Source organism: Acidovorax sp. Root402 (assembly GCF_001425125.1).
GTDB lineage: Bacteria > Pseudomonadota > Gammaproteobacteria > Burkholderiales > Burkholderiaceae_C > Acidovorax > Acidovorax delafieldii.
In genome coordinates this window covers 1-21985 of sequence record NZ_LMDQ01000009.1, presented here as the reverse complement: position 1 = coordinate 21985, position 21985 = coordinate 1, and the positions used below count along the sequence as shown (strand labels likewise).

Sequence of the window (21985 nt, the reverse complement as noted above, 5' to 3'; positions counted from 1 at the left end):
ATGCGCAGCACCATTCAGCAGCACCCTGTGTTGCATGCCTTGAGAGTTGCGTCGATGCTTGGTGCCTGCCTGGCGCTGCCCGTTCTGCCCGCGCTGGCGGCCGACGACAGCGCGCAGTTCGCCCTGGGGAAGAAGCTGTTCCTGGAAGGCGTCGTGCCTTCGTGCGCGGTTTGCCACACCTTGCAGGCCGCGGGCGCCGAGGGCGCCGTCGGCCCGGTGCTGGACGAGTTGAAGCCCGACGCTGCGCGCGTGGCGAAGGCGCTGCGCAACGGGCTGGGCCAGATGCCTTCGTACAAGGAAAAGCTCACCGATGCAGAGATCGCGGCGCTGGCGCTGTATGTGTCCAAGGCCAGCGGGGGTGCCAAGTGAGACTCTGTGCGGGTGGAATCTGCGGGTTAGCCCGCACCGATGAACGCTCACCCGCGCGGGCCGCAAGAAACTGATCGACACCGAATCGCAGGGCATCTTCAGCGGTTGCCGCCGTCGAGGGCCTACCCGTCCTGGCAACCACGGGGTCACACCCCGCCAGGATTGAAGATGGCGTTGGTCGAGCCCTGCGTCTGCCCGGAATCAACAGGTGTCAAGCGAATGGGGCCCGCCTTCGCGGTCTAGGTCCGCTTCCCTGCAGTCTCGACGGTCGGCAACGGGTCGGGAGCTGCCGGTTACGCATAGAGAGAGGACGACTCTGCCCAGTCTTGACCGTTCAGTGGACAGCTCGGGGCGAACGACTGCTCGTGGCGATTGGTGAAGTCTAGCCGGCCGCGCACCTGCCCGCCTAACCAACATGGCGACTGGGCGCCGCAGCGTCGACGCCTACTGGCAGCACATTGTGCGTGTCCATGAGTGCCGAACTGGGTCCCATCTCCCGCCGTTCCCGCTGTCCAAGAGAAACCGAAATGAGTGTCCAGCAGCGACCGAAATACGCAGTCTGCGCTCCAGAGTCAGACCACGGTGATTACACCACCGTCGCCAAGGCGCTGCCAGGGCAGGCCCAGCACCAGCGCATCGAACTGTGCGCGGGTGAGCGCGGCGGTGCTTGCCGCATCACGCGGCCAGACGAACTTGCCGCTGTTCAGGCGCCGCGCTGCCAGCCACACCCCGATGCCGTCGTGCACCAGCACTTTCATGCGGTTGGCTCTTCTGTTGGCGAACAGATAGGCGTGGTGCGGGCGTGCAGCGCCAAAGACCGACACCACACGGGCCAGCGCCGTCTGGGTGCCCGCTCGCATGTCCAGCGGCTCGGTGGCCAGCCACAGGGCATCCACCCGGATCACTTGAGCAGCTCTCGCATCCATACTGCGCACTGATCGGCCGCCGCCAGGGGCCAGGTCACTGACACGCTGGTGGCACCACGGCGCAACTCGATGCGGATGTCCGGTGCAGATGCACACGCCGCTGGTGGCAGCGGCACTGGAACAAATGCGGGAGCCTGCAGGGCAGGCAGCGCCCTACATCCCTCTCGACGCCACTTGTGCACGACATTGGCGTTGATGCCGTGGGACAAGGCAATGCTGGCCACCGATGCACCCGGCTCGTCGCACTGAATGAGGATCTGCTGCTTGAGCTCGGCGTCGTATCGCCGGCGGGTCTTCTTCTTGGCTTCATTCATGGTGTCCACCTAACTTGTTTGGTGGACACCATCGTTGCCGCTTAGACCGTTCCCTTCAAGGGTGGGATGACCGCACGCTTACCCTCATCGCTCGTGCTTGTGCTTGTTTGAACCAGGTTTGAAACTGATGGTTAAGTTACTGCTGTTTCCCTGTTTTATCTCAGGACTATGCAGCTACACCGCGCCGTGATGGTCGCGGTTATGTGATCTCAGATCTGAACACGTAGTGCGGTACCAGCGGTAAGGCCGCATCGCGATCACCGCGTTAGGGGCGGTGGCAGTCATGCTCTACGAAAGAACGAACTGGCTTGGTACGAAGAAGGACAATCCTGTCAGCGACTTCGTCGGATACCCTGAGCCCTTTAAGCGACCTTGATGAGGCAGTTGTCGCTCGATCGCTCGATGTAATGGAGACAGTACCTAGCAATGAGGTGGTGCTGGTTGAGGTTCTCCCCAACTCACTGTTGGCACCCTTGAAGCCGTAATCCAAACGGGCAACGTCTTTGAAGATGCTCATCCGAGTGGTTTCCACAGCGGCGGGTCGGGCTCTGGGAAAGGCAGCGTTTCTCGTTGAGGTCTTAGCAGAGCTTCCCACTGACGCATTCGTTTCAATTGCCGGGGCTTAAGAAGTACGGCACCAGAGCGATGGGTCTTCGACATGCAGGACTCCTCAAGGGTTGAATCGCACGAGCAAGGACGGTTGCGTGCCATCCTGTTTGTCTTTAGTTCTCGCGCGTCTTTCACGGCCTGCGAGTGCCTTGTCATGGTGCGGGTCGTGAATCTCTGTAATCGCAATAAATTGCCCGTATGTAAGAGCGAGAACCTGCACATGGCGGTCGCAGGTACAAGTAGTTGGCGCACGCTGCTTTTTCATTGGATTGACTTCCGATCAACGAAGGACGTCAGATAAATTTAGGCGTGTGGTGATTCCAATGCCGCCGGAATAGTGCCGCCGTGCTTGTAGGCATTTACCGATGGCAAGCACGGTAAGGAGGTTCAACGACGCGGCCCGACGTCTCACCTCGTTACAGTGCCACCGGCAAACGCTGGTGTTTAGGGCCCGGGTTCGCACTCGGTAACTAACACCTCGCGCCCTTTTGGAGTTATGGAAAGCACGCGCGCGTAGTTGATCCCGGAATGCGGATGCGAAAGCATCACGGTCACTAAACCTGCTGCGCGTAGTACGCGAAGCTTATCGATCTTCGCCTCTTCTTCCACGGTGAGCGGTAACGAAGACCGCGATATCTCCCTAAGGTACTCAAGGGGCACATTCGTCTCCTAAAAATGTCACCACACGTGACATTTTTAGAGAGTTGTCTTCTTCAAATTGTGAAAATTCGTTGCCCACTTTCGGGTCAGGGTCGTCATAACTCCAACATCCAAGTCACGACCCATGGTTCGCTAAGCCACCTTGGACCCAAAGAGGTCCAGACTGCAGACCTTCACTGAACTAAATGTGCACGAGGCTTAGCGCGTGTTGGCGAAAGGAAGGGGCAGATCGCGGCGCTGAACACGTGAGTCTGTCCAGCAGGTGCTCATCACTACCTCCGTAAGCTTTCTGCAGCGACCCCGCTACAGCGGATATAGGTCGAAAGCTTGGTAGCTTTCCAAACAGCCTCCTACTCCACGTTCACATTGGAAACCTTCACCTGATGGGGCCGAAACCGAAATAGCCAACTTTCTCAGGTTTCGGTTGCGGCCTCTTGGCGGTCTCTTCAGCATCGGAGTGCGCTGTCGCAATCAGCCCTTCTTTCTGAGTTGCATCGCTTCGCCCCCGCGTCCAGCGGGGCCCCTCATCGAGATCGTCAATCATCTGTTCAAGCGAGACCAACCCATCGGCCATCGCTTCCTTGTAGCGATGACGCCCACCGGTCGCTCGGTCGATTTCTACCCATTGATCCCCAGAGCGCTGTTCCGTGATCACCCACTCGTAAGTGCCGGGACTGGGTTCTTCAACATGGACTGCCACCAGGCGTAGTTCATTGGCCATGCCCGAGCATAGGAACGAGCCACTGGGACAGGAATGTTCGAAAGCCTACGCCAGTGGTAAGTCGCGGCCTACATTCTCCCGAAAGCCCAACCGCCAGACTGGTCGCCATAGATACGGTGGAGAACCCCATGGCAACTGGCAGTCGCACCCTCTGGAAAGGTGCCATCACATTCGGCTTGGTCCACATACCTGTCGGCCTGCACACCGCAGCCACAGCGGAAGGCGTGGACTTTGACTGGCTGGACAAACGCAGCATGGACCCGGTGGGCTACAAGCGGGTGAACAAGCGCACTGGCCGCGAAATCACCAAGGACAACATCGTCAAGGGTGTCGAGTACGAAGACGGCAAGTACGTAATCATCAGCCCCGAGGAAGTCGAAGCTGTCTTTCCGAAGACCACGCAGACGATCACGATTGAACGGTTCATCGAAGCGAACGAACTGCCTTTCGTATTCCTTGAGCGTCCGTACTACGTCGCGCCCATCAATAAAAGCGACAAGGTCTACGCTCTCCTGAGGGAAGCGCTAGTCTCTACGGGAAAAATCGGTCTGGCGAAAGTTGTCATCGCTACCAAACAGCATTTGGCTGCCCTTGTGCCCTCAGGACCGGCCCTCGTCCTGTCACTGCTGCGATGGGGCGATGAGGTCAAGACGCTGGATAGCTTGGCACTCCCTGCCGAGGGCCGCAAGGCGATAAGCGCGGCTGAGCTCAAGATGGCCACGCAACTCGTGGAGGAAATGTCCGGCAAGTGGGACCCAGCCGACTTCAAGGATGAGTTCCGCCTTCAGGTCATGCAGCTGGTGGAAAAGAAAGCGATGGCCGGAGAGGGCAAGACTGTGCTCCAACCTGAAGAGGAAGCACCGCAGTCCGCCGACGTGATTGATCTCACCGCATTGCTCCAACGCAGTCTCAAAAGCAGGGGAGAGTCCGGCACCAAAAAGTCGGCTGCCAAAACACCCTCAAGCAAAACAGCCGCGAAGACTCCCTCCAGAAAGCCTGCAGCCAAATCCTCTGCGCGCAGGTCAGGTGCTGAACGCAAAGCAGCTTAAGTCTTATTCCCCCTTGAAAGGAGTAGCACCATGCCAGACAGCAAATCCCAAATCGGCGGCCAGGATCGCAAACGCATCAACCTGTCCGAGGACTACGAGGTTCGCGACTGGGCCAAGAAGTTCAACGTGACACCGGAGCAACTCAAGGCTGCAGTCGGTGCAGTCGGCAACGAGGCCGCCGCAGTTGAGGCCCACTTGAAGCAAAGCCGGTGAGTCCGTGCGGGTCGCGACGTGGAACATCAACAACGTCAATAAGCGCATAGCGCTGCTTTTGGACTGGCTGCAGCGTACGCAACCTGATGTTGTCGCGCTCCAGGAGATCAAATGCCTGGCGGATGATTTCCCGACCGCCGCACTGCAGGCCGCCGGATACAACAGCTTGGTGGTCGGCCAACGGACGTGGAATGGTGTGGCAATTCTGAACCGCCACGCGGAGCCTCTGCCGGTCGCCACGGCGCTGCCTGGGGACCCGGCAGATAAGGAGGCGCGCTATCTTGAAGCAGCCATCCAAGGGATCCTGTTCGCATGCCTCTATTTGCCCAACGGCAATCCGTGCCCCGGTCCCAAGTTCGACTACAAACTCCGATGGTTCGAGCGACTACAGCGCCGCACCCAGGAACTGTGGAACTCCGGGCATCCCGTGGTGTTGCTGGGTGATTGGAACGTCGTACCCACCGATGCCGACATCTACAAGCCAGACACTTGGCGCGATGACGCATTGCTGCAGCCAGAGCCACGCGCAGCTTTCGCCAGTGTTCTGTCGCAAGGCTGGACAGATGCCATTGCCAAGCTGCATCGGAAGAAAGTGCCGTTCACCTTCTGGGACTACCGGCGCAAGCGCTGGGAGCGCGATGCCGGCCTCCGCATCGATCACATCTTGGTTGGACACTCGCTCAAACTGGTGGACGCGGGCGTGGACCGCGAGGAGCGCGGAAGAGAAAGCCCGAGCGACCACGCTCCGGTCTGGGCGGAACTCTCCGTCGAGAACAGTCGGTCCCCTCGCAAACAGACAACTGGAGCCCAAAAATCGCCACGCACAAAGCCGGAGCTGCCAAACGCGAAAGCGGAGCTGGCATCCCCAATCGATCCGCTTACGAAGTACAACGCCAAGCGTGACTTCAGCAAAACTGGCGAACCTGCAGGCGTTACCGCAAAGCGGCCTCGTAGTGAAAGCGCGCCGAACAAGGCCCTGCAATTCGTCATACAGAAACACTGGGCAACCCGCCTCCACTACGACTTTCGCCTGGAAATGGACGGGGTGATGGTCAGCTGGGCAGTGCCTAAAGGCCCCTCTTTGGACCCCAAGGTCAAGTCCTTGGCAATCCACGTGGAGGACCATCCCGTCGGCTACAACACTTTTGAGGGCACGATTCCCAAGGGCCAGTACGGAGGTGGCAAAGTCATTATCTGGGACCGAGGAACCTGGGAGCCAGTGGGTGACCCCGGAGAGGGATTGGCCAAGGGCAAGATCATGTTCCACCTCCACGGTCAAAAGCTCGCAGGCTTGTGGGAACTCGTACGGATTTCCAAGCCCGGCGAAAAGAAGCAGGACCAGTGGATTCTCTTCAAAAAGAGCGGCGACGCCTGGGCGCGAGCGAGCACGGACTACGACGTTATCACCGCGCTGCCCGACAGCGTGGTTGAGACGCCGCTCGGACTGGCAGAGGAGCGCGAACCGGCTGGTGGCGCGCAGGCGTCAGCCGCCGCCCCTACATCGATGGCCCTTTCGCGCAAGGACCGTATGCCTGAGAAGCTGGAGCCGCAGCTCGCTACCCTGGTGTCCTCGGTCCCCGAGGGCAACTGGATCATCGAGACCAAATTTGATGGATACCGGATCCTCGCTCGGGTCGAGGGCGACGAGGTCCGGCTTTTCACGCGTAACGGAAATGACTGGACGAACAAGCTGCAAGGCGTCGCCAACGCAATCGCGAAGTTGGGGGTGACCCGGGCCTGGATTGACGGGGAGATTGTGGTCCTCAACGATTCAGGACTGCCCGACTTCAACCGGCTTCAGAACGCTATCGACAATGCGCGTACGCGCGATGTCGTGTTCTTCGCTTTCGATGTCCCTTACCTGGGCGACCAGGATCTGCGCGATGTACCGCTTTCTGCGCGGCGGCAGTTGCTCAAGGAGCTTTTCAACAAACGCGAGAACAACGTAGTGCGCTTCAGCCCCGCCTATGAAGTGGTGCCCTCCCAGCTTCTGGGCGCAGCGTGCGAGATGGGGCTGGAGGGCTTGATGGTCAAGCGCGCGGACGCGCCCTACGTTTCGGGACGCACGGACAGCTGGATGAAGCTCAAATGCCAGCATCGGCAGGAGTTCGTAGTTTTGGGATTTAACGATCGCACAGGTGCCCTCAAGGAAGTGGGTAGCCTGCTGCTGGGCTACTACGAGGATGGAAAGCTCCTGGCCGCCGGTTCGGTTGGCACAGGGTGGGACGCAGCGATGGGCGCCAAGTTGCACCGACGCCTGGCGAAGCTGGAAGTCGCGGAACCGTCCCTAGATGAAGCCGAGTTCAAGCCGGGGCGCTGGTCCAAGCGGAAGGCGGGCGCAGAACGGTGGGTTCGTCCCTCGCTGGTGGTGGAGGTGGCGTTTGGCGAGTGGACGCCTGACAAGCGCATTCGCCATGCCGTGTTTCGTGGAATCCGCACCGACAAGCCCGCGCAGATGATCACACGCGAGAGCGCTAAGGCACCTCGAAGCCCAACAACCTCTGCGGTGGCAGCAAAAAGCAAGGCAACGTCTTCCAGCCCAAATGTCAAGATCACCCATCCTGACCGGGTGATCGATCCCAGTACAGGACTGCGCAAGATCGACCTCGTCCGGTACTACGAGAGCGTGGCTGAATGGATGCTTCCGCATCTCAGGGACCGCCCGACTTCTTTGGTGAGGGCTCCCACTGGCATCACCGGGCAGCTGTTTTTCCAGAAGCACTCCGACAGCCGGATGCCTGGTGTGAAGATACTCGATCCAGCGCTTTGGCCGGGCCACGAGGCGTTGCTAACAGTGGGTTCTGAAGAAGGGCTGGTGTCTGCTGCCCAGATGAATGTGATCGAGTTCCACACCTGGAATTCAAAGGTAGCCCGAATCAACCAACCGGATCGGTTCGTGCTTGACCTTGATCCTGGCGAGGGAGTCACGTGGCCGATGCTGCAGGAAGCGGCGCAGCTCACGCGGGTGGTGCTTGCTGAGCTAGGTCTGGAATGCTGGCTCAAGACCAGTGGTGGTAAGGGACTGCACCTGGTCGTGCCCATTGCGCCGAAGTACGACTACCCCAAGGTGAAGGCCTTCTCCCAAGCAGTCGCCCGGCACATGGCCCGCGTCATTCCATCGAAATTTGTCGCTGTGATGGGAGGGCGAAAGCGCGTCGGGAAGATATTCATCGACTACTTGCGCAATGGCCACGGGCAGACCACCGCGTGCGCGTTTTCCGCTCGTTCGCGGCCTGGTATGGGGGTTTCGATGCCGGTGGGATGGGAACAACTCAAGGAACTCAAAGGTGGGGCGCAGTGGACCATTGCCACGGCCCGGGAGTATCTGAGTTTTCAGCAGGAGGACCCTTGGGCGAAATTCTGGAGGAAGCGCCAATCCCTGGAAAGGGCTCACAAGGTGCTATCTGCCGCGCAGAAAAGTGCTCATCGTCCCTGACCCGTTGATTATTTGTTGCAGCTAGCCGTCCCCCGCATTGCCGGTTATGGGCAGCACGATGCCCGTGATGTAGCTGGAGCAACACGGCGCCGCCAGGAACACGTAGGCGGGTGAAATTTCCTCGGGTTGCGCCGGGCGGCCCAGGTGCGTTTTGGCGCCAAACTTTTCCACCTCATTGGCGGGGCGGTCCGCAGGGTTCAACGGTGTCCACACCGGCCCCGGCGCCACCGCGTTCACGCGAATGCCCCGGTCGGCCAGGTTGTGCGCCAGCGCCTTGGTAAAGGCATGGATCGCGCCCTTGGTGGCCGAATAGTCCAGCAGCTCCTTGCTACCTCGCAGGCCCGTGACCGAGCCCGTGTTGATGATCGAATCGCCGCGTTGCAGATGCGGCAGCGCCGCCTTGGCCATGTGGAAGTAGCCGTAGATGTTGGTGCGGAATGTCTCGTCAAACCGTTCCTCCGTTAATTCATCGAGCGACGCAGCGTGCTCCTGAAACGCCGCGTTGTTGATCAGCACATTGAGTTTGCCAAAGGTCTTCACGACCTTGCCCACCGCCTCGCTGCAGAAATCCGCATCTTTCACATCACCCGCCAGCGCCAGGCTGCGGCCCCCTTCGGCCTCGATATGGGCACAGGTCTCGCGGGCATCCTCATGTTCACTCAGGTAGGCGATGGCGACATCCGCCCCCTCGCGGGCGCAGAGCACAGCCACGGCGCGCCCGATGCCGGAATCTCCCCCGGTGATCAGTACCGACATCCCATCGAGCTTGCCACTACCACGGTAATGCTGGGCTTGGTAGCGCGGTTTGAGCTGCATATCGGCTTCCAGGCCGGGCTTGTCCAGATGCTGGCGCGGCAGTGGCGGCTTGGGCTCTTCATGGCCAGGACCTGGTGCTGCACGTTGGTTGGGGGCGCCCTTCTGCGCTTCCTTCCTCTCGTTCTGCGCAACGTTGTCCTGGTTGTTCAGGTCTTGCTGGGCCTGGATGGCGCGGTGCTTCTTTGCGGTCTGGTGGCCGGATGCGCTGGAACTGGATTTTTTGGGGGGCTGGGAGCGGATGGAGGTGGAGGCGGTCATGGCGGTATGTCTTTCTGCCGCGAGGGGCTCTAAGTCAACCAAAGTAAGAAGTGGCGCCTGGGCTTCAAGGCCAGTGCGCCCACGGTGATACGGACGGCGAGTTCAACGACCGGGCCGGGCCAGTACACACTGCCCCGGCCCGGCCGCGTCAGTCGCTGCAACGGTCAGCCGGCATCCTTGGACTTGCCGGTATTGCCCTGGTTGCCGCCCGATGCACTGCTGGATGCGCTCTGGGAGCCCGCACCTTTCTGGTTCTGCTGGCCGGACTGCTGCTGACCCGAACTGCCGCTGGTGCGGCTGGAGCGCCACTGGCTGAAGTCATCCGAGAACTTCTGGTAGCGCTCCTTGCGCCAGCTGTCGTAGTCGTCATCCAGCATGCGCAGTTGCTCGTCGCGCCACTGAGAACTTCTGGTAGCGCTCCTTGCGCCAGCTGTCGTAGTCGTCATCCAGCATGCGCAGTTGCTCGTCGCGCCACTGCTGGTAGTCGGGATCGCGGTGGCCCCGGCTCTGCTGGGCGGGCGGTGCGTTGCGGGTGAAGCCATAGGCGTTGCCGTAGCCACCCTGGCCGCGTTCATCATCGCGATAGGGCGAGGCAAAACGCCCTTCGTCATCGCGAAAGCCCTGGCTCTCGTACGGGGCGCCCCAGGCCTGGTGCTGACGGGCTGGGCCGTTGTCATAGCCCGAGCGGCCCTGAGGCCCATACGCGCCAAAGCTCTCACGCCCGGTGCGTGGGTAGCCCTGCGATTCGCCACGGCTGCGGTTCAGGCCGTACTGGCCGTAACGTTCCTGGCCATAGCGTTCTTGCTCATAGCGGTCGCTGCGGTCATTGCCGTTCTCGAACTCCTGGCGGTAACCGCCAGGGCTGCTGCCGCGATGGTCTTCGCTGCCGTAGCCCTGGTGGTCACCGCGCTCGGTAAAGCGCATGTCGTCGGCATCGCGGCCCATGCCATGGCGGGAAAAGTTGCTGTCGTCGCTGTCTCTGTAGCCCATGGTGTTCTCCTTGCGGTCAATGGGAATATCAAAAATTGAAAGTGAATAGGAATGGAAGGGTGCGGCTGGCCACGTGCTGTTGCGGCCCGCCCGGTCTCAAGGCTGGCTCTTGTGCGAATCGCGGCTGCCTTGCTGCTTCTGGTCGCGGCCCTGCGCGTGTGTGTCGGCGTCGTTGCGGGCACCTTGCTGGCGGTGGGTGTTGCCGCCCGTGCTCTGCTCGGCCTGCTGCTGCCCGGCGGGCGACTGGCGCTGAGACGAAGGRGTGTTGGGCTGGTTCTGCGGGTTGTTTTGAGACATGGTGGCTCCTGTCGAAGTGGTTGAACAAAGGTTGCACACAAAGCCTTCAAAGGCGTCTTGTGTGGGTTCATGTTCGAGGGGCACCGCAGCGCTTTTTGTAGGCCGTGTCCTATAGGCCTGTGGGCCAGGTGCGAGGGGAGGTGACAAATTGCACAAGCTGTAGCTCGCTGTTGACGGGGCAAAGGCGCGCTCCGGCGCAATTGCTCTGCGGTCAGCAATTGAGCGGCATGCCAGACCGCCACCATGCGCATCGCTGCCAGGAAGAAAAAAAGGGTCAGCATCCATGGACGCCGACCCTTCATGCGACAGCTAAGTGCTAGCTATCAATCGCAGCAGCCCAACATTTCCAGGCAGCACTCAGCGAGTTCTGAGCAGCAATCGGTTTGGGCCATGGCCACGCTTGCAATCGAAAGCAAGAGAGTGGCCACACTGAACTTCAAAAGTTTGTTCTTCATAGGAATGTTCCTGTTTAGGTTGAATGGAAATTGAGAAATCAACCCAAACCTAGTCAGGAGGTCGCCACACCGATGCCCGCCAAGAAGTCCAGCCTTTTACAGAGCCGTCGGGCATGCCTGTGGACTGAGGTGAATCCGACCTTCGGGACAGCGTGGAGGTCATCAGGTGCAAGCCACAGGGTTGGCAGCCAGGAACGGCGCACGCATCCATATCACCGCATTCGGTGATACAGCAATGGCCGTAGGAGGAAATGCTCGCAGAGACCGCCTGGGTCAAAAAAGCACTGCTCATAAACAGCAGGCATATGAACAAAAATCGTCGCACCAACAGAATGTACAGCGGGTATCTCAACCCATGGAAATGACGGGATGATCCGCCAGGTTCGACGCAGGCGAAGCCCGAGCTCATTCAAAGCGTCAGCCAGATGATCCGTTATTTTCAGAACCGCGGTTGCAAGCGCACTTCAGTTTGGTTCTTTGCAGCATAGGCAGTAGACGAACTTCTGAACCGTGCCAGCCGGCGTCTGATGTTCCTCGCGTTCCTGCTGTAAAAGCGTGAACTGGGCACCAAACTCTGCACGCAACCTATCGGGCTGTATCGCATCGCCGACAAGCCGCTGCACTTGTCCGGACCGTCCTCTGCACGTCGCCACAATCACGTATCCGCAGGGGCGGTAAGGAAATGGAAAAACGCCCTGTCATGCCAAACGTCATAAAAATGCTGCGAGAGTTCCAGACGAGTGATATCTCTCAACAGCCTGGAGACATCACCGGAGAGGTGACCCAGGCGGGCCTTCGACGAGGCGCCCCCTCCCACATCAATGATACCGGCGCCTCGGGCTAGGCCAGCATGTTGGATTAACTGAACGGAGCGCTTAGCATGCTCTTGAAACCAGCTCGCACCGGAGATGGATCTTGTCGAATACACCTGTTCCCAGTGATCCTTGGACTGCATGTCAACTCCTGAGCCTATTCTGCAGATGTAGTCTCTGAAATATACCGGCTGAGGGTTGCATATGCGGTTGCCCTAGCCGGAGGGGCCTTGAGAGAAAATGCATCGTCCAATGGCTGCTATGGGGGTGAGTGCGGACGTTTGGTCTGCGACGCCGTGCGGCAGCAACCGCTGCGTAACTGGCATTCCTGATAGCAGTAGGCAGAGTCACTGCTGCACTGACAGAGGGAAGAAACAGACCCCATGTGGTCTATCTAAATGCCTGAGCAATTGCCGTTCTCGGCCAGGCAAGTGACTGAAGACGACTACGGCAGGTTCTACAGTACGTGAACTGAGCTTGGCATCCGAAGACACTGCGCGTAGGCGCACCGTAAGGTTGAGTCGCATGGGGGCGACAAACAAAGGCTCAAGGCCCTCGTTGAGTACATGTGATTGAATCCGAGGCAACGCGCCGAACCGCGCGCACAGGCGTGTCTCTGCGGTGCACCGCCTGTACACCCTCGATCTCCCAATGTTCACTCGCCGTCTTGCCCTGCGCACTTTTCTGACACTCGCACTGTTGGCGGTTTTGCTGCCCCTGGTGCTTGCCAGCAGCAGTTTGTTTTATCGCTCTGCTACGGGTGCCATGGAAGAGTTCGCGCTGCAATTGGCTGACGAGGTCTCAGGCAGGGTCCGCGAAAAGGTGGTCTCCTTCTTTGATGTGCCGCAGCGCGTAGTCGCTTTCAATGTCGAGCAAGTGCGCGCCGGATATCTGATGGTTCAGCAACCTGACGTGTTGATGCGCCAGTTCATGCTGCAGATCGACCAGCAACCCCAACTGACCTTCATATCCATGGGCATGCCTGATGGTCAGTACTACGCCGGCAGCCGTCCCCCTTTGGGGGAGGACCGCGCTTTGCGCATGCTGCGCGCACGGATCAGTGATGGCCGGGCCATGGAGGTTTTGCGTATCGACGCCGTGAGTCGCGAGCCAACGCTGATTTCCCGCAGCGAGGTGGGCTTTGATGCACGTACCCGTCCGTGGTACCAGTCAGCGATTGCCAATGATGGGGTCGCGTGGTACGCGCCTTATCGCTACATGATCAACGATGCGCAAGGCGCATATGCCGCAATTGGCATGGGGATTTCAGCTCCCGTCCGCTCACGCGATGGCAGTTTGATCGGGGTGGTCACCGCCGATGTGGCGCTGTCCCAGCTCAACGAGTTTCTGGCCGCGCTGGCCTCCGAGTCCGGGGGCAGGGCCTTTCTGGCCGAGGCCTCGGGAGAACTGCTTGCAATGTCCTCGCACGATCCGTCTGCAGGTGTATCGGCTTTGGTGGATGGGCAGCGTGTGCGCATCGACCAAAGCCGCGACCCCGTGATGCGTGCGTTGGGGCAGCACATCCTGCAGAGCGGTCAACGCGAGGGAAACCGATTCATGGATGTGGACGGCGTGCGCCACCTGGCGCGTTGGTGGACGCATGCGCTGGATCGCGGTCCTGTGCTGACGATGGCGATCATCCTGCCTGAGAGCCGCTTCAACACGCCGTTGCGGGGGGTGCTACGCAACACGATCTACACCACGCTGGCCGTCTTGCTGGCTTCAGTGCTGTTTTCGGTGTTCGTAGCCAGCCGGTTGGTGAGACCCTTGCAGGTACTCAGTGACTGGGCAGTCAGACTGACCCAGTCCGACTGGAATGCCCAGGCACCGAAATCCAGCCCTATTCGCGAGTTACGGTCTCTGGCGGATTCCATGGGCTACATGGCAGGGCATTTGAAGGAGCATGCCGAAGATCTGGAGCAAATGGTCGCGCAACGCACCCAGGAGTTGGAGAGTGCTGTGGCCTCCATTGAGCAGACGCTGACCGACCAGCGCCATTTCATCGCCATGCTGTCCCATGAGGTACGTTCTCCACTGGCGGTGATCAACACCGCCGGGCAGTTGCTTGCGCTGCGCTCCAAGGATGTGCCCGCGCAGCTGGCATTGGCGCAGCGCATCCTGCGGGGCTCGGCGCGATTGAGCTACTTCTTTGACAACTGCCTGACCCAGGACCGCATTGATAGCCACAACTTTGCGGTAGAGCCAGTACCCGTTGACGTGGGAGAGTTGTGCCTGTGGGTAACAGAAAACGGTGGCCAACTGTCTGCCGAGCACCCGCTGTACCTGACGGTGGAACCCGGGTTGCCATCATTGAACGGCGACCCCGTGCTGTTGCGCGTGATGCTCATGAACGTGCTGTCGAACGCATTCAAGTATTCCGAGGTGGGTGCAACGGTGTCTCTTAGCGTGCATCAGCAAGAGGGCCAGTGCCGTTTTGTCATTGAGGACGAAGGCCCTGGCATTCCGCTGGAAGAGCAAACGCTGGTGTTTGAGAAGTACCGCCGCGGCCGTACGGCAGAGGGCAAACCCGGTGCCGGACTGGGGCTGGCTTTGGTAAAACGGATCGTTGACTTGCATGGTGGGGCTGTCCAGCTACAGGCCGTCCAACCCCAAGGCACTCGCTTTGTGATCGACATCCCGTTGAACGTGACACCGGTGGCCTGAATGTTGCATTCCGGACAGGTGCCGGAGGTATTCGCAACATGACCCAATCCAAGCCCAGCATTGCTATCGTAGAGGACGACTCCGATCAACTGCACAGCATCGAGGAATTCTTGCTCGACTCGGGCTATAGCGTTTGGGGTGCGGGTAGCGCCGAGGCGTTTTACAAAGGGTTCACCGTTCAGCCGGTCGATGTGGTTCTCTTGGACCTGGGGCTTCCCGGAGAGGATGGCCTCAGCGTGGCGTCGCTACTCAAGTCCAGACCCGAGGTGGGGGTGATCATCCTCAGCGCCCGAGATTCACTTGACGATCGTCTGGCGGGAATGCGTGCTGGGGCAGATCGTTACCTGGTCAAGCCGGTCAACCTGCTGGAGTTGGCCGCCAATATTGACGCTACGGCGAGCCGACTTGCCCCCAGGACATCCGTAGACCCCGCAGGATCGCTGGTTGCTGCGGCCATACCTGTCGCAAAGGCGGCGTGCTGGGTGCTGGCCATGAAGGACTGGGTACTGTCATCGCCGCAGGGCAAGTGTCTGCAACTGACGACCCACGAGTTCATGTTCTTGCAGCAACTCCTGCGAGCGGATGGCCAGCCCGTGTCCAAGCGCGACCTCAGCACTCACCTGTTTGGTGCTCGTGCCCAAAACGGGGCTGAACGGCTCAACTTGCTTCTCACGAGGCTGCGCAAAAAGGCGGCGGAAGCGTTTTCTGAACCTCTGCCGGTCAAGACGCTGCACCAGATTGGCTACGCCTTTACAGCCTCAGCACAGCTCGTGCAGGACACTCAACGGCTGCATTGACACTCCCGTGATCCTCTTGAAGCGGCGCTAAACCAGACGGGGAGCGCGCCGCGGTTTGGCCGCGCCAGCAACGAAAGCGTGCTGGGTTAACCCTGTGCTTGCATGAATCCAAATGAAAGATTTGGAAAGATCAGGAAGGTGGTTTCTTGGACACCATGGAGGTGGCAACTCTTGATCTCCCACTTCTACTCACTGGAGTCCTCCATGCAACGTCGTCATCTTCTGCAAGTCTCGGCACTGAGTGCGCTGTCCGCCTCTATCGGCCTGACCCGCAGCGCCTTTGCGCAGGCACCGGGCGCCATTCAGTTTGGCTGTCCGGTACCGATGTCCGGTCCTTTTGCGGCCAACGGAAAGTTCGCCGACATGGGGATGCGACTGGCCATTGAGCAATATGGCAAAGCCCTCAATCGCCCGCTGGCCTACACACTCCTGGACACGGAAGGTAAGCCCGCTACAGCCGTGCGCAAGGTGCAGGAAGCAGCGCAGCAGCAAGGGGCTCGATTCTTCGCGGGCGGCATCCTTTCGGGCGAGGCCCTGGCCATGGGCAAGGAGGCCGAGAAGGCTGGCGGCCTGTTTGTGACCACGGCTGGGGCCGATGAAATCACTGGGTCGGACTGCAATGCAGCGACCTTCCGCTGGTCGGTACCCACTTTCGGCGCCGTCGAGCAGACGGTGCGTCCGCTGATCGATTCCATGCCTAAGGCCAAGCGCTGGTACACCATCACACCGCAGTACGTGTTTGGCGATGGCCTGCTGTCGGCTGCCAAGAACATCTTCAAGGAAAAGGGTGTCGAGCATGTGGGTAACAGCTACCACTCGCTGACCGAGAAGGAGTTCAGCGGCTACATCACCAATGCTTTGGCCGCAAAGCCCGATGTCCTGCTGCTGCTGAACTTTGGCGCGCAATGTGCCGACACGCTCCGCCAGGCCGTGAGCTTTGGTATGCACAAGAACATGACGATCCTGGTGGCCTGGGCCTCTGGTTTGGAGCAGTTCGAATCGCTGGGCGCAGACCTGTGCGACGGTATCTACTTTGGTGCCCAGTACTGGCACACGGTGGATTCCGAACTCAACCGCGATCTTGTCAAACGCACCAATGACAAGCTCAAGATGAACCCCAACTACAGCCTGGCGGGCTCCTATATCTGCACAAAGCTGCTGATCGACGGAATCATCAAGGCCGGATCCGTGGAGCAAAAAGCCGTGATCGCCGCACTGGAGGGCCACAAATACCAGGGTCTGACCGGTGAGGAAGAGGTGCGAAAGGCGGACCATCAGGTGCTCAAGAACTACTACCTGCTCAAGGGCAAGGCCAAGTCCAAGATGAAGAACAAGGACGACTACGTGGACGTGCTCAGTTCGGGCAAGTCGTTCCTGCCCATCGACCAGACGGGCTGCAAACGCACCTGACCCTCGCGGCGTCCGCCGGGCTGGGCATAGCCCCATGCACGCGCTGTGGCCGCCCCATTTTTTGAGAACCCCAGCGGCACCGACAGGGTGCGGCTGGTGGTCGTTCGGCCGAGCACTTTATGAACATTTACCTTCTACAGGTCATCAATGGAATCGGCATTGGCATGCTGTATTTCCTGTTGGCGGTGGGCCTGTCCATTGTTTTCGGTTTGCTGCGATTCGTGAACTTCGCGCATGGGGCGTTCTACCTGATCGGAGCGTATTTTTGCTACCAGATGACGCGATGGGGCATGAGCTTCTGGTTGGCTCTGGTAGTGGTGCCGCTGGTGGTGGGGGCGATTGGCTGGGCCACGGAAAAGCTGGTCCTGCGCCACGTGTATGCCTCGGACCATGAGTTTCACATCCTCGTGACGGTGGGTCTGGCACTCGCAGTCCAGGAGCTGGTGATCCTGCAATGGGGCCCACTGGGTGACAGCGTGGCGGTTCCCGACGCGCTGCAGGGAGTGGTGATGTGGGGCAGTTTCATCTACCCGAAGTACCGCCTGTTCGTGATCGGCTTTACTTCGGTGCTGGCAGTGCTGCTGTGGTGGGTTCTTGAGGGCACGCGACTCGGTAGCGCTGTGCGAGCAGGCAGCGAGTCGACCGAGATGGTCTCGCTGCTCGGCATCAATGTGCTGCGTATTTTCAGCCTGGTATTTGGTTTGGGCGCAGCCACCGCTGCACTGGCCGGCGTGCTTGCATCTCCCATCCGTGGAGCAGAACCCTTCATGGGCATTGAAGCCCTGGCGGTAGCCTTTGTTGTGGTGGTCGTGGGGGGGCTGGGCAGTTTCAGCGGCGCACTGCTGGGCGGATTGATGATCGGCATTGTGCAAAGCGTCATGAGCACGCTATGGCCAGAAGGGGCCCGCCTGATGATCTATGTTGCCATGGCCGCCGTGCTGCTACTGCGTCCCCACGGCCTGCTGGGCCGCAAGGAGTGAACCCCATGAAGAAATACACGCATTTTCTGTTTGCAGCAGTGGTGGTGGTGGCCATGCCGTTGCTGATGCAGTCGGGCTCCTTGGCTAGCGAGGTACTCATCTTTGCGCTGGCGGCCATGGGTTGCAATCTGCTGCTCGGCTTCACCGGCTTGCTTTCGTTCGGGCAGGGCATCTTCTTTGGTCTGGGCAGTTACACCGTTGCCTTGCTACTCACCCGCTGGCCTGTTCCCATGCCGCTTGCGTTGCTGCTCGCCACAGTCATGGGAGCGATCGGGGCGGCCGTGGTGGGCTGGGTGGCCATTCGCCAGCGTGGCACCTACTTTGTGATGCTGACCTTGGCCTTTGCGCAGATGTTCTATTTCATTGCCTATACGGCTACCGGCTTGACGGGGGGAGACAACGGGTTGATGGATATCCCTCGTCCCAATGTGTCCATCCTGGGCTTTGACCTGTGGACGTTGGCGTCGCCTTGGCAGTTCTATGGTTTTGTTTCGCTGATTTTTCTGGTGGTGTTCTGGCTGCTGCTCAAGGTGTCACGCTCGACATTCGGGCGAACCTTGCTGGCAGTGCGAGACAACGAAGAGCGTGCGGCTGCCATTGGCTACAACCTCAGGCTGCTCAAGCTGCAGGCGTTTGTGATCTCGGGTGCTGTCACCGGTCTCGCGGGGGCGCTGCATGCCATGATGACCGGCCTGGCTCCGCTGTCCAACGCGGAGTACCACACCAGTGAAATGATCCTGGTGATGACCGTTATTGGCGGGACGGGCAACCTGTTTGCCTCGCTGCTGGGATCAGCGTTCTACCTGCTGCTGGCCGACTGGCTGTCTCAACTGTGGCCGCGTTGGCTTTTACTGCTGGGCATTGCATTGATGGCCGTGAGCCTCTGGATGCAGCGCGGGCTGTGGGGCCTGGGTGAAACGGTCTGGCATCGGCTGCAAGGGCATCGCAAACAGTCGGCTGGCACGGTGGTGGCGCCATCGGCAGCTGCAGTTCCTGCGAAAGGAGAACAGGCATGAGCCCAAAGACCCCGATCTTGTTGGAAGCCATTGATGTCGAGAAGCACTATGGCAAGTTTGCAGCGCTGGACGGTGTCAGTCTCCAGGTGCGTGCGAATACCGTGCATTCGGTGATTGGCCCCAACGGTGCTGGCAAGACCACGTTGTTCCACATGCTCACCGGCACCAAGGCAGTCAGTGGAGGCCGGATTCTTTTTGATGGACAGGATGTCACGCATGAGCCAGACCATCGGCGGGTGCAGCGAGGCATTGCGCGTTCATTCCAGGTGACCAGTCTGTTCTTGAGCTTGCCGGTGCGTGAGAACCTGCGCCTTGGCGCACAAGGCGTACAGCCTGCACGCGCCCTGAATCCTTGGCACGAGCCGGTAGGGGCGCGTGCGCAGTCGCAGGTGGTTGACGCCGTTCTGTCGAAGGTGGGACTGGAGAACCTCGCAGACACCCCCGCTGGCAATCTTTCGCATGGCCAGCAGCGCCGGCTGGAAGTGGGCATGGCCCTGGCAGCACGGCCCAAGGCCATTTTCCTGGATGAGCCCACTTCGGGTATGGGCATCGATGACCTGGACGACATGAAGCGCTTGATCAAGAGCCTGCGCGACGAACACACGGTGGTCTTGATCGAGCACAACATGAACATCGTGATGGATATCTCGGACGCCGTGACGGTGATGCAGCTGGGGCGCGTGCTGGCCGAAGGCATGCCACACGACATACGCAGCGACGAAAGGGTGCGGACTGCGTACTTGGGCAACATGATCACAGGGGGCAAGGCATGATTCTCGATGTTGACAACCTGCATGCCCACTACGGCAAAAGCCATGTGCTTCAGGGTGTGTGTTTCACGGTGGGTAACGGCGAACTGGTCACCCTGCTGGGGCGCAACGGCGCAGGCAAGACCACCACACTCAAGAGCATTGCCGGGGTAGTCGCTCCCACGCAGGGCCGTGTGGCATTTGCCGGCAAACCGCTGCAGGGTCAGGCTTCGCATGTGATCGCCCGGCAGGGGGTGTGTCTGGTACCGGAGCACCGGGGCATCTTCAAGCTGCTGACGGTGGAAGAGAACCTGATGCTGGGCCTGCGAAAAAGCTCACCCTGGCAACTGGACGACGTGTACCGCATTTTCCCCAGGCTCAAGGAGCGCAAGCGTAACGGCGGTGGGCAGCTCTCCGGCGGCGAGCAGCAAATGCTAGCGATCGGCCGCGCGCTGATGAACGACCCCAAGCTGCTCATGTTGGACGAGCCCGTGGAGGGGCTGGCCCCCGTGATCGTGGAGGAAATCGTGGCCCAGCTCAAGACCATCAAGGCCGCAGGCGTTGCCATCTTGCTGGTGGAGCAGAACCTGGAGGTCTGCACGCAACTGGCCGACCGCCATTGCATCCTGGAACAAGGACGCATCGTCTACACAGCCGACAACGCAAGCTTTCTTGCCGATGAAGAGGTCAAAGACCGTTATCTGGGCGTGGGCTTGGCCTGAGCCCTGGCCCATCCCGCATTGAATTCCGAAGGGCGTTTCATGAAGTTTCTGATTGCTCGTCTTAACCACGAGACCAATACCTTTTCTCCGGTACCCACGCCCTTGAAGGCGTTTGCGCCCGAGTACGACGCGGCGGCCTTCCATGCCAACTTCGGCATGCGAACGGCGATGGCGGCTTTCATTGATGCAGCAAAGCGGGTAGGGGCGCAGTGCGTGACGCCCGTCTCCGCCACGGCAAACCCCAGCGGGCCGGTAGATGCCGATGCCTACCGCCGGTTGACGGACCGCATCGTCGCTGCAGCGGTGGGTTGCGATGCCATCCTGCTCGATTTGCATGGCGCGATGGTGGCGCAGAACACACCGGACGGGGAAGGAGACCTGCTTGCCCGGGTGAGGGCGGCTGCGCCTGGCGTACCTTTGGGTGTAGCACTGGACCTGCACGGCAACATCACGCAGAAGATGGTCGATAACGCCGATGTGATGGTCGGGTTCAAGACCTACCCGCATGTGGACATGTACGAAACGGGCGAGCACGCGGCACGTCTCGTATTGCAGATGTTGCAGCAAGGCACGCGCTATGCCGTGCGCTGGCGACAGTTGCCCCTGCTCAGTCACACCCTGCGCAGCACGACCTTGGGTGGCGCTATGGCCGCCGCCGTGTCATCGGCGCGGCAGGCTGAAGGGGAGGGTGTGCCGGCCATGACCATCTTTGCAGGCTTCTCCTTGGCCGACATCGCCGCACCATGCGTGAGCGTAGTGGCCACGGCGGAATGCACTGCCGAGGGTGAAGCGCTGTGCGCCGCTGCGCTGGACCGCGTGGCTGCCCAGATCTGGGCGGAACGTGAAGGCTACGTATATGCTAGCGAGCCCTTGGCCGAAGCCTTCGTTCGGGCGCAGCGCATGGCCGAAGGAGCGGGCAAGCCCGTGCTGCTGCTGGATCACAGCGACAACTGCATGTCCGGAGGAACCTGCGACACCATGGACGTGCTGCAGGCCGCCTTGCGGCACGGCATGACAGGTATTGCCACCGGCCCCCTGGCGGATCCGGAGGCTGTCGCGGAGCTCGTGGCGTCCGGTGTAGGGGCGCAGGTGTCGGTGCGCCTGGGCAACAAGGTGCCTTTGACCAGACTCGGCCTTGTCAAAGAGCCCGTGCTGGTGCAGGGCACAGTGCGTGCCATCAGCGACGGCAGCTACACCGTGACGGGCCCGATATACACCGGCCAGCGCTGCTCCATGGGGCGTGCCGTCTGGCTGGATGCCGGCGGCACGCAGATCGTGGTGGTGGAGCAGCCGCACGAACCGTGGGATTTGGGCGTTTTTTCTTGTGTGGGCCTGAACCCCACGGCATATCGTTACCTGCTGCTCAAGTCGCGCATGTACTGCCGACCGGTCTTCGTGCCGCTCTCTGCTGGATTGGTGGAGTGCGATAGCCCCGGCGTGACCAGCTCGGACTACCAGCTGTTCCCGTTCGAAAACCTGCGCCAGCCCGTCTACCCGTTGGGCGACGTGCTCACATATCCCTGACTGAGCTATATCTCTGGAGAACCCCATGGACACGAAAGTCAAACCCGACATCGAGACCCTGCGCATCAACGGCGATCGCCTGTGGGCTTCGCTCATGGAACTGGCGCAGATCGGCGCCACCCCCAAGGGCGGCGTGTGCCGCCTCACCCTCACCGACCTGGACAAGCAGGGCCGTGACTTGGTGACCCGCTGGGCGCG

The 21985-nt window shown here is 60.3% G+C and carries 19 protein-coding genes and 1 pseudogene; 13 read left to right on the top strand and 7 right to left on the bottom strand.

Translation table 11 applies throughout. The features are described from left to right. Positions 1-369, top strand: coding sequence for a cytochrome c (locus ASC83_RS04925; RefSeq protein ID WP_056058977.1), 369 nt, complete (start codon positions 1-3; stop codon positions 367-369). 572 nt (positions 370-941) lie between these two features. On the opposite strand, the gene tnpB is transcribed toward ASC83_RS04925, so the two are convergent. From tnpB to ASC83_RS04910, 3 genes are all read right to left on the bottom strand, one after another. Next, positions 942-1295 (bottom strand): IS66 family insertion sequence element accessory protein TnpB, encoded by a 354-nt coding sequence (gene tnpB / locus ASC83_RS04920; RefSeq protein ID WP_156379439.1) that lies wholly within the window; start codon positions 1293-1295, stop codon positions 942-944. Next, entirely contained in the window at positions 1271-1609 is a 339-nt protein-coding gene (locus tag ASC83_RS04915) for a transposase (protein WP_056058970.1), read from the bottom strand. Before ASC83_RS04915 ends, tnpB begins: the two co-directional genes overlap by 25 nt. 1645 nt (positions 1610-3254) lie before the next feature. Further along, the gene (locus tag ASC83_RS04910) at positions 3255-3599 is read right to left on the bottom strand and encodes a hypothetical protein (RefSeq protein ID WP_056058964.1); all 345 of its coding nucleotides are present in this window, start codon (positions 3597-3599) and stop codon (positions 3255-3257) included. Between the two features lie 128 nt (positions 3600-3727). Here ASC83_RS04910 and ASC83_RS04905 point away from each other — a divergent pair, with 128 nt between their 5' ends. Genes ASC83_RS04905 through ligD form a run of 3 tightly spaced genes read left to right on the top strand, consistent with a single transcriptional unit; the run spans position 3728 to position 8297 of the window. After that, positions 3728-4648: a Ku protein gene (locus ASC83_RS04905; protein ID WP_056058962.1), complete on the top strand. Its 921-nt coding sequence runs from the start codon at positions 3728-3730 to the stop codon at positions 4646-4648. A gap of 30 nt (positions 4649-4678) precedes the next feature. Then, positions 4679-4861, top strand: a complete 183-nt coding sequence (locus tag ASC83_RS04900) for a DUF3606 domain-containing protein (RefSeq protein ID WP_056058960.1) — start codon at positions 4679-4681, stop codon at positions 4859-4861. Positions 4862-4865: 4 nt separating this feature from the next. After that, positions 4866-8297 carry a DNA ligase D gene (gene ligD, locus ASC83_RS04895; protein WP_056058955.1) on the top strand — a complete coding sequence of 1144 codons (3432 nt, stop codon included), beginning with the start codon at positions 4866-4868 and terminating at the stop codon, positions 8295-8297. Positions 8298-8318: 21 nt separating this feature from the next. Here the strand turns inward: ligD and ASC83_RS04890 are convergent, their stop codons facing one another. The 4 genes from ASC83_RS04890 to ASC83_RS04875 form a co-directional block, all read right to left on the bottom strand. Continuing rightward, on the bottom strand, positions 8319-9371 hold the full coding sequence (locus tag ASC83_RS04890) for an SDR family oxidoreductase (protein ID WP_056058952.1): 1053 nt from the start codon (positions 9369-9371) through the stop codon (positions 8319-8321). 164 nt (positions 9372-9535) lie between these two features. Continuing rightward, positions 9536-9748: a hypothetical protein gene (locus ASC83_RS04885; protein ID WP_056058949.1), complete on the bottom strand. Its 213-nt coding sequence runs from the start codon at positions 9746-9748 to the stop codon at positions 9536-9538. Further along, complete coding sequence (locus ASC83_RS04880) at positions 9738-10361, bottom strand: hypothetical protein (RefSeq protein ID WP_056058946.1); 624 nt, start codon at positions 10359-10361, stop codon at positions 9738-9740. The genes ASC83_RS04885 and ASC83_RS04880 overlap by 11 nt, the downstream gene beginning before the upstream one ends. A gap of 96 nt (positions 10362-10457) precedes the next feature. Then, positions 10458-10658 (bottom strand): hypothetical protein, encoded by a 201-nt coding sequence (locus ASC83_RS04875; RefSeq protein ID WP_056058943.1) that lies wholly within the window; start codon positions 10656-10658, stop codon positions 10458-10460. Positions 10659-12576: 1918 nt separating this feature from the next. On the opposite strand from ASC83_RS04875, the gene ASC83_RS04865 reads away from it, so the two are divergent. The 9 genes and pseudogenes from ASC83_RS04865 to ASC83_RS23865 all read left to right on the top strand — a co-directional run. Continuing rightward, the gene (locus ASC83_RS04865; RefSeq protein ID WP_056058940.1) at positions 12577-14589 is read left to right on the top strand and encodes an ATP-binding protein; all 2013 of its coding nucleotides are present in this window, start codon (positions 12577-12579) and stop codon (positions 14587-14589) included. A 38-nt stretch (positions 14590-14627) separates the two neighbouring features. Further along, complete coding sequence (locus tag ASC83_RS04860; RefSeq protein WP_056058939.1) at positions 14628-15386, top strand: response regulator transcription factor; 759 nt, start codon at positions 14628-14630, stop codon at positions 15384-15386. A 204-nt stretch (positions 15387-15590) separates the two neighbouring features. Then, positions 15591-16796, top strand: coding sequence for an ABC transporter substrate-binding protein (locus ASC83_RS04855; RefSeq protein ID WP_056058936.1), 1206 nt, complete (start codon positions 15591-15593; stop codon positions 16794-16796). A gap of 119 nt (positions 16797-16915) precedes the next feature. Then, the gene (locus ASC83_RS04850; RefSeq protein ID WP_056058931.1) at positions 16916-17776 is read left to right on the top strand and encodes a branched-chain amino acid ABC transporter permease; all 861 of its coding nucleotides are present in this window, start codon (positions 16916-16918) and stop codon (positions 17774-17776) included. 5 nt (positions 17777-17781) lie between these two features. Continuing rightward, entirely contained in the window at positions 17782-18792 is a 1011-nt protein-coding gene (locus ASC83_RS04845; RefSeq protein ID WP_056058928.1) for a branched-chain amino acid ABC transporter permease, read from the top strand. Next, on the top strand, positions 18789-19565 hold the full coding sequence (locus tag ASC83_RS04840; protein ID WP_056058925.1) for an ABC transporter ATP-binding protein: 777 nt from the start codon (positions 18789-18791) through the stop codon (positions 19563-19565). Before ASC83_RS04845 ends, ASC83_RS04840 begins: the two co-directional genes overlap by 4 nt. Beyond that, positions 19562-20263: an ABC transporter ATP-binding protein gene (locus tag ASC83_RS04835; RefSeq protein WP_056058922.1), complete on the top strand. Its 702-nt coding sequence runs from the start codon at positions 19562-19564 to the stop codon at positions 20261-20263. Before ASC83_RS04840 ends, ASC83_RS04835 begins: the two co-directional genes overlap by 4 nt. A 39-nt stretch (positions 20264-20302) precedes the next feature. Continuing rightward, on the top strand, positions 20303-21787 hold the full coding sequence (locus ASC83_RS04830) for a M81 family metallopeptidase (protein ID WP_056058919.1): 1485 nt from the start codon (positions 20303-20305) through the stop codon (positions 21785-21787). Between the two features lie 25 nt (positions 21788-21812). Then, a pseudogene (locus tag ASC83_RS23865) lies at positions 21813-21985 on the top strand (Zn-dependent hydrolase); the annotation flags it as partial.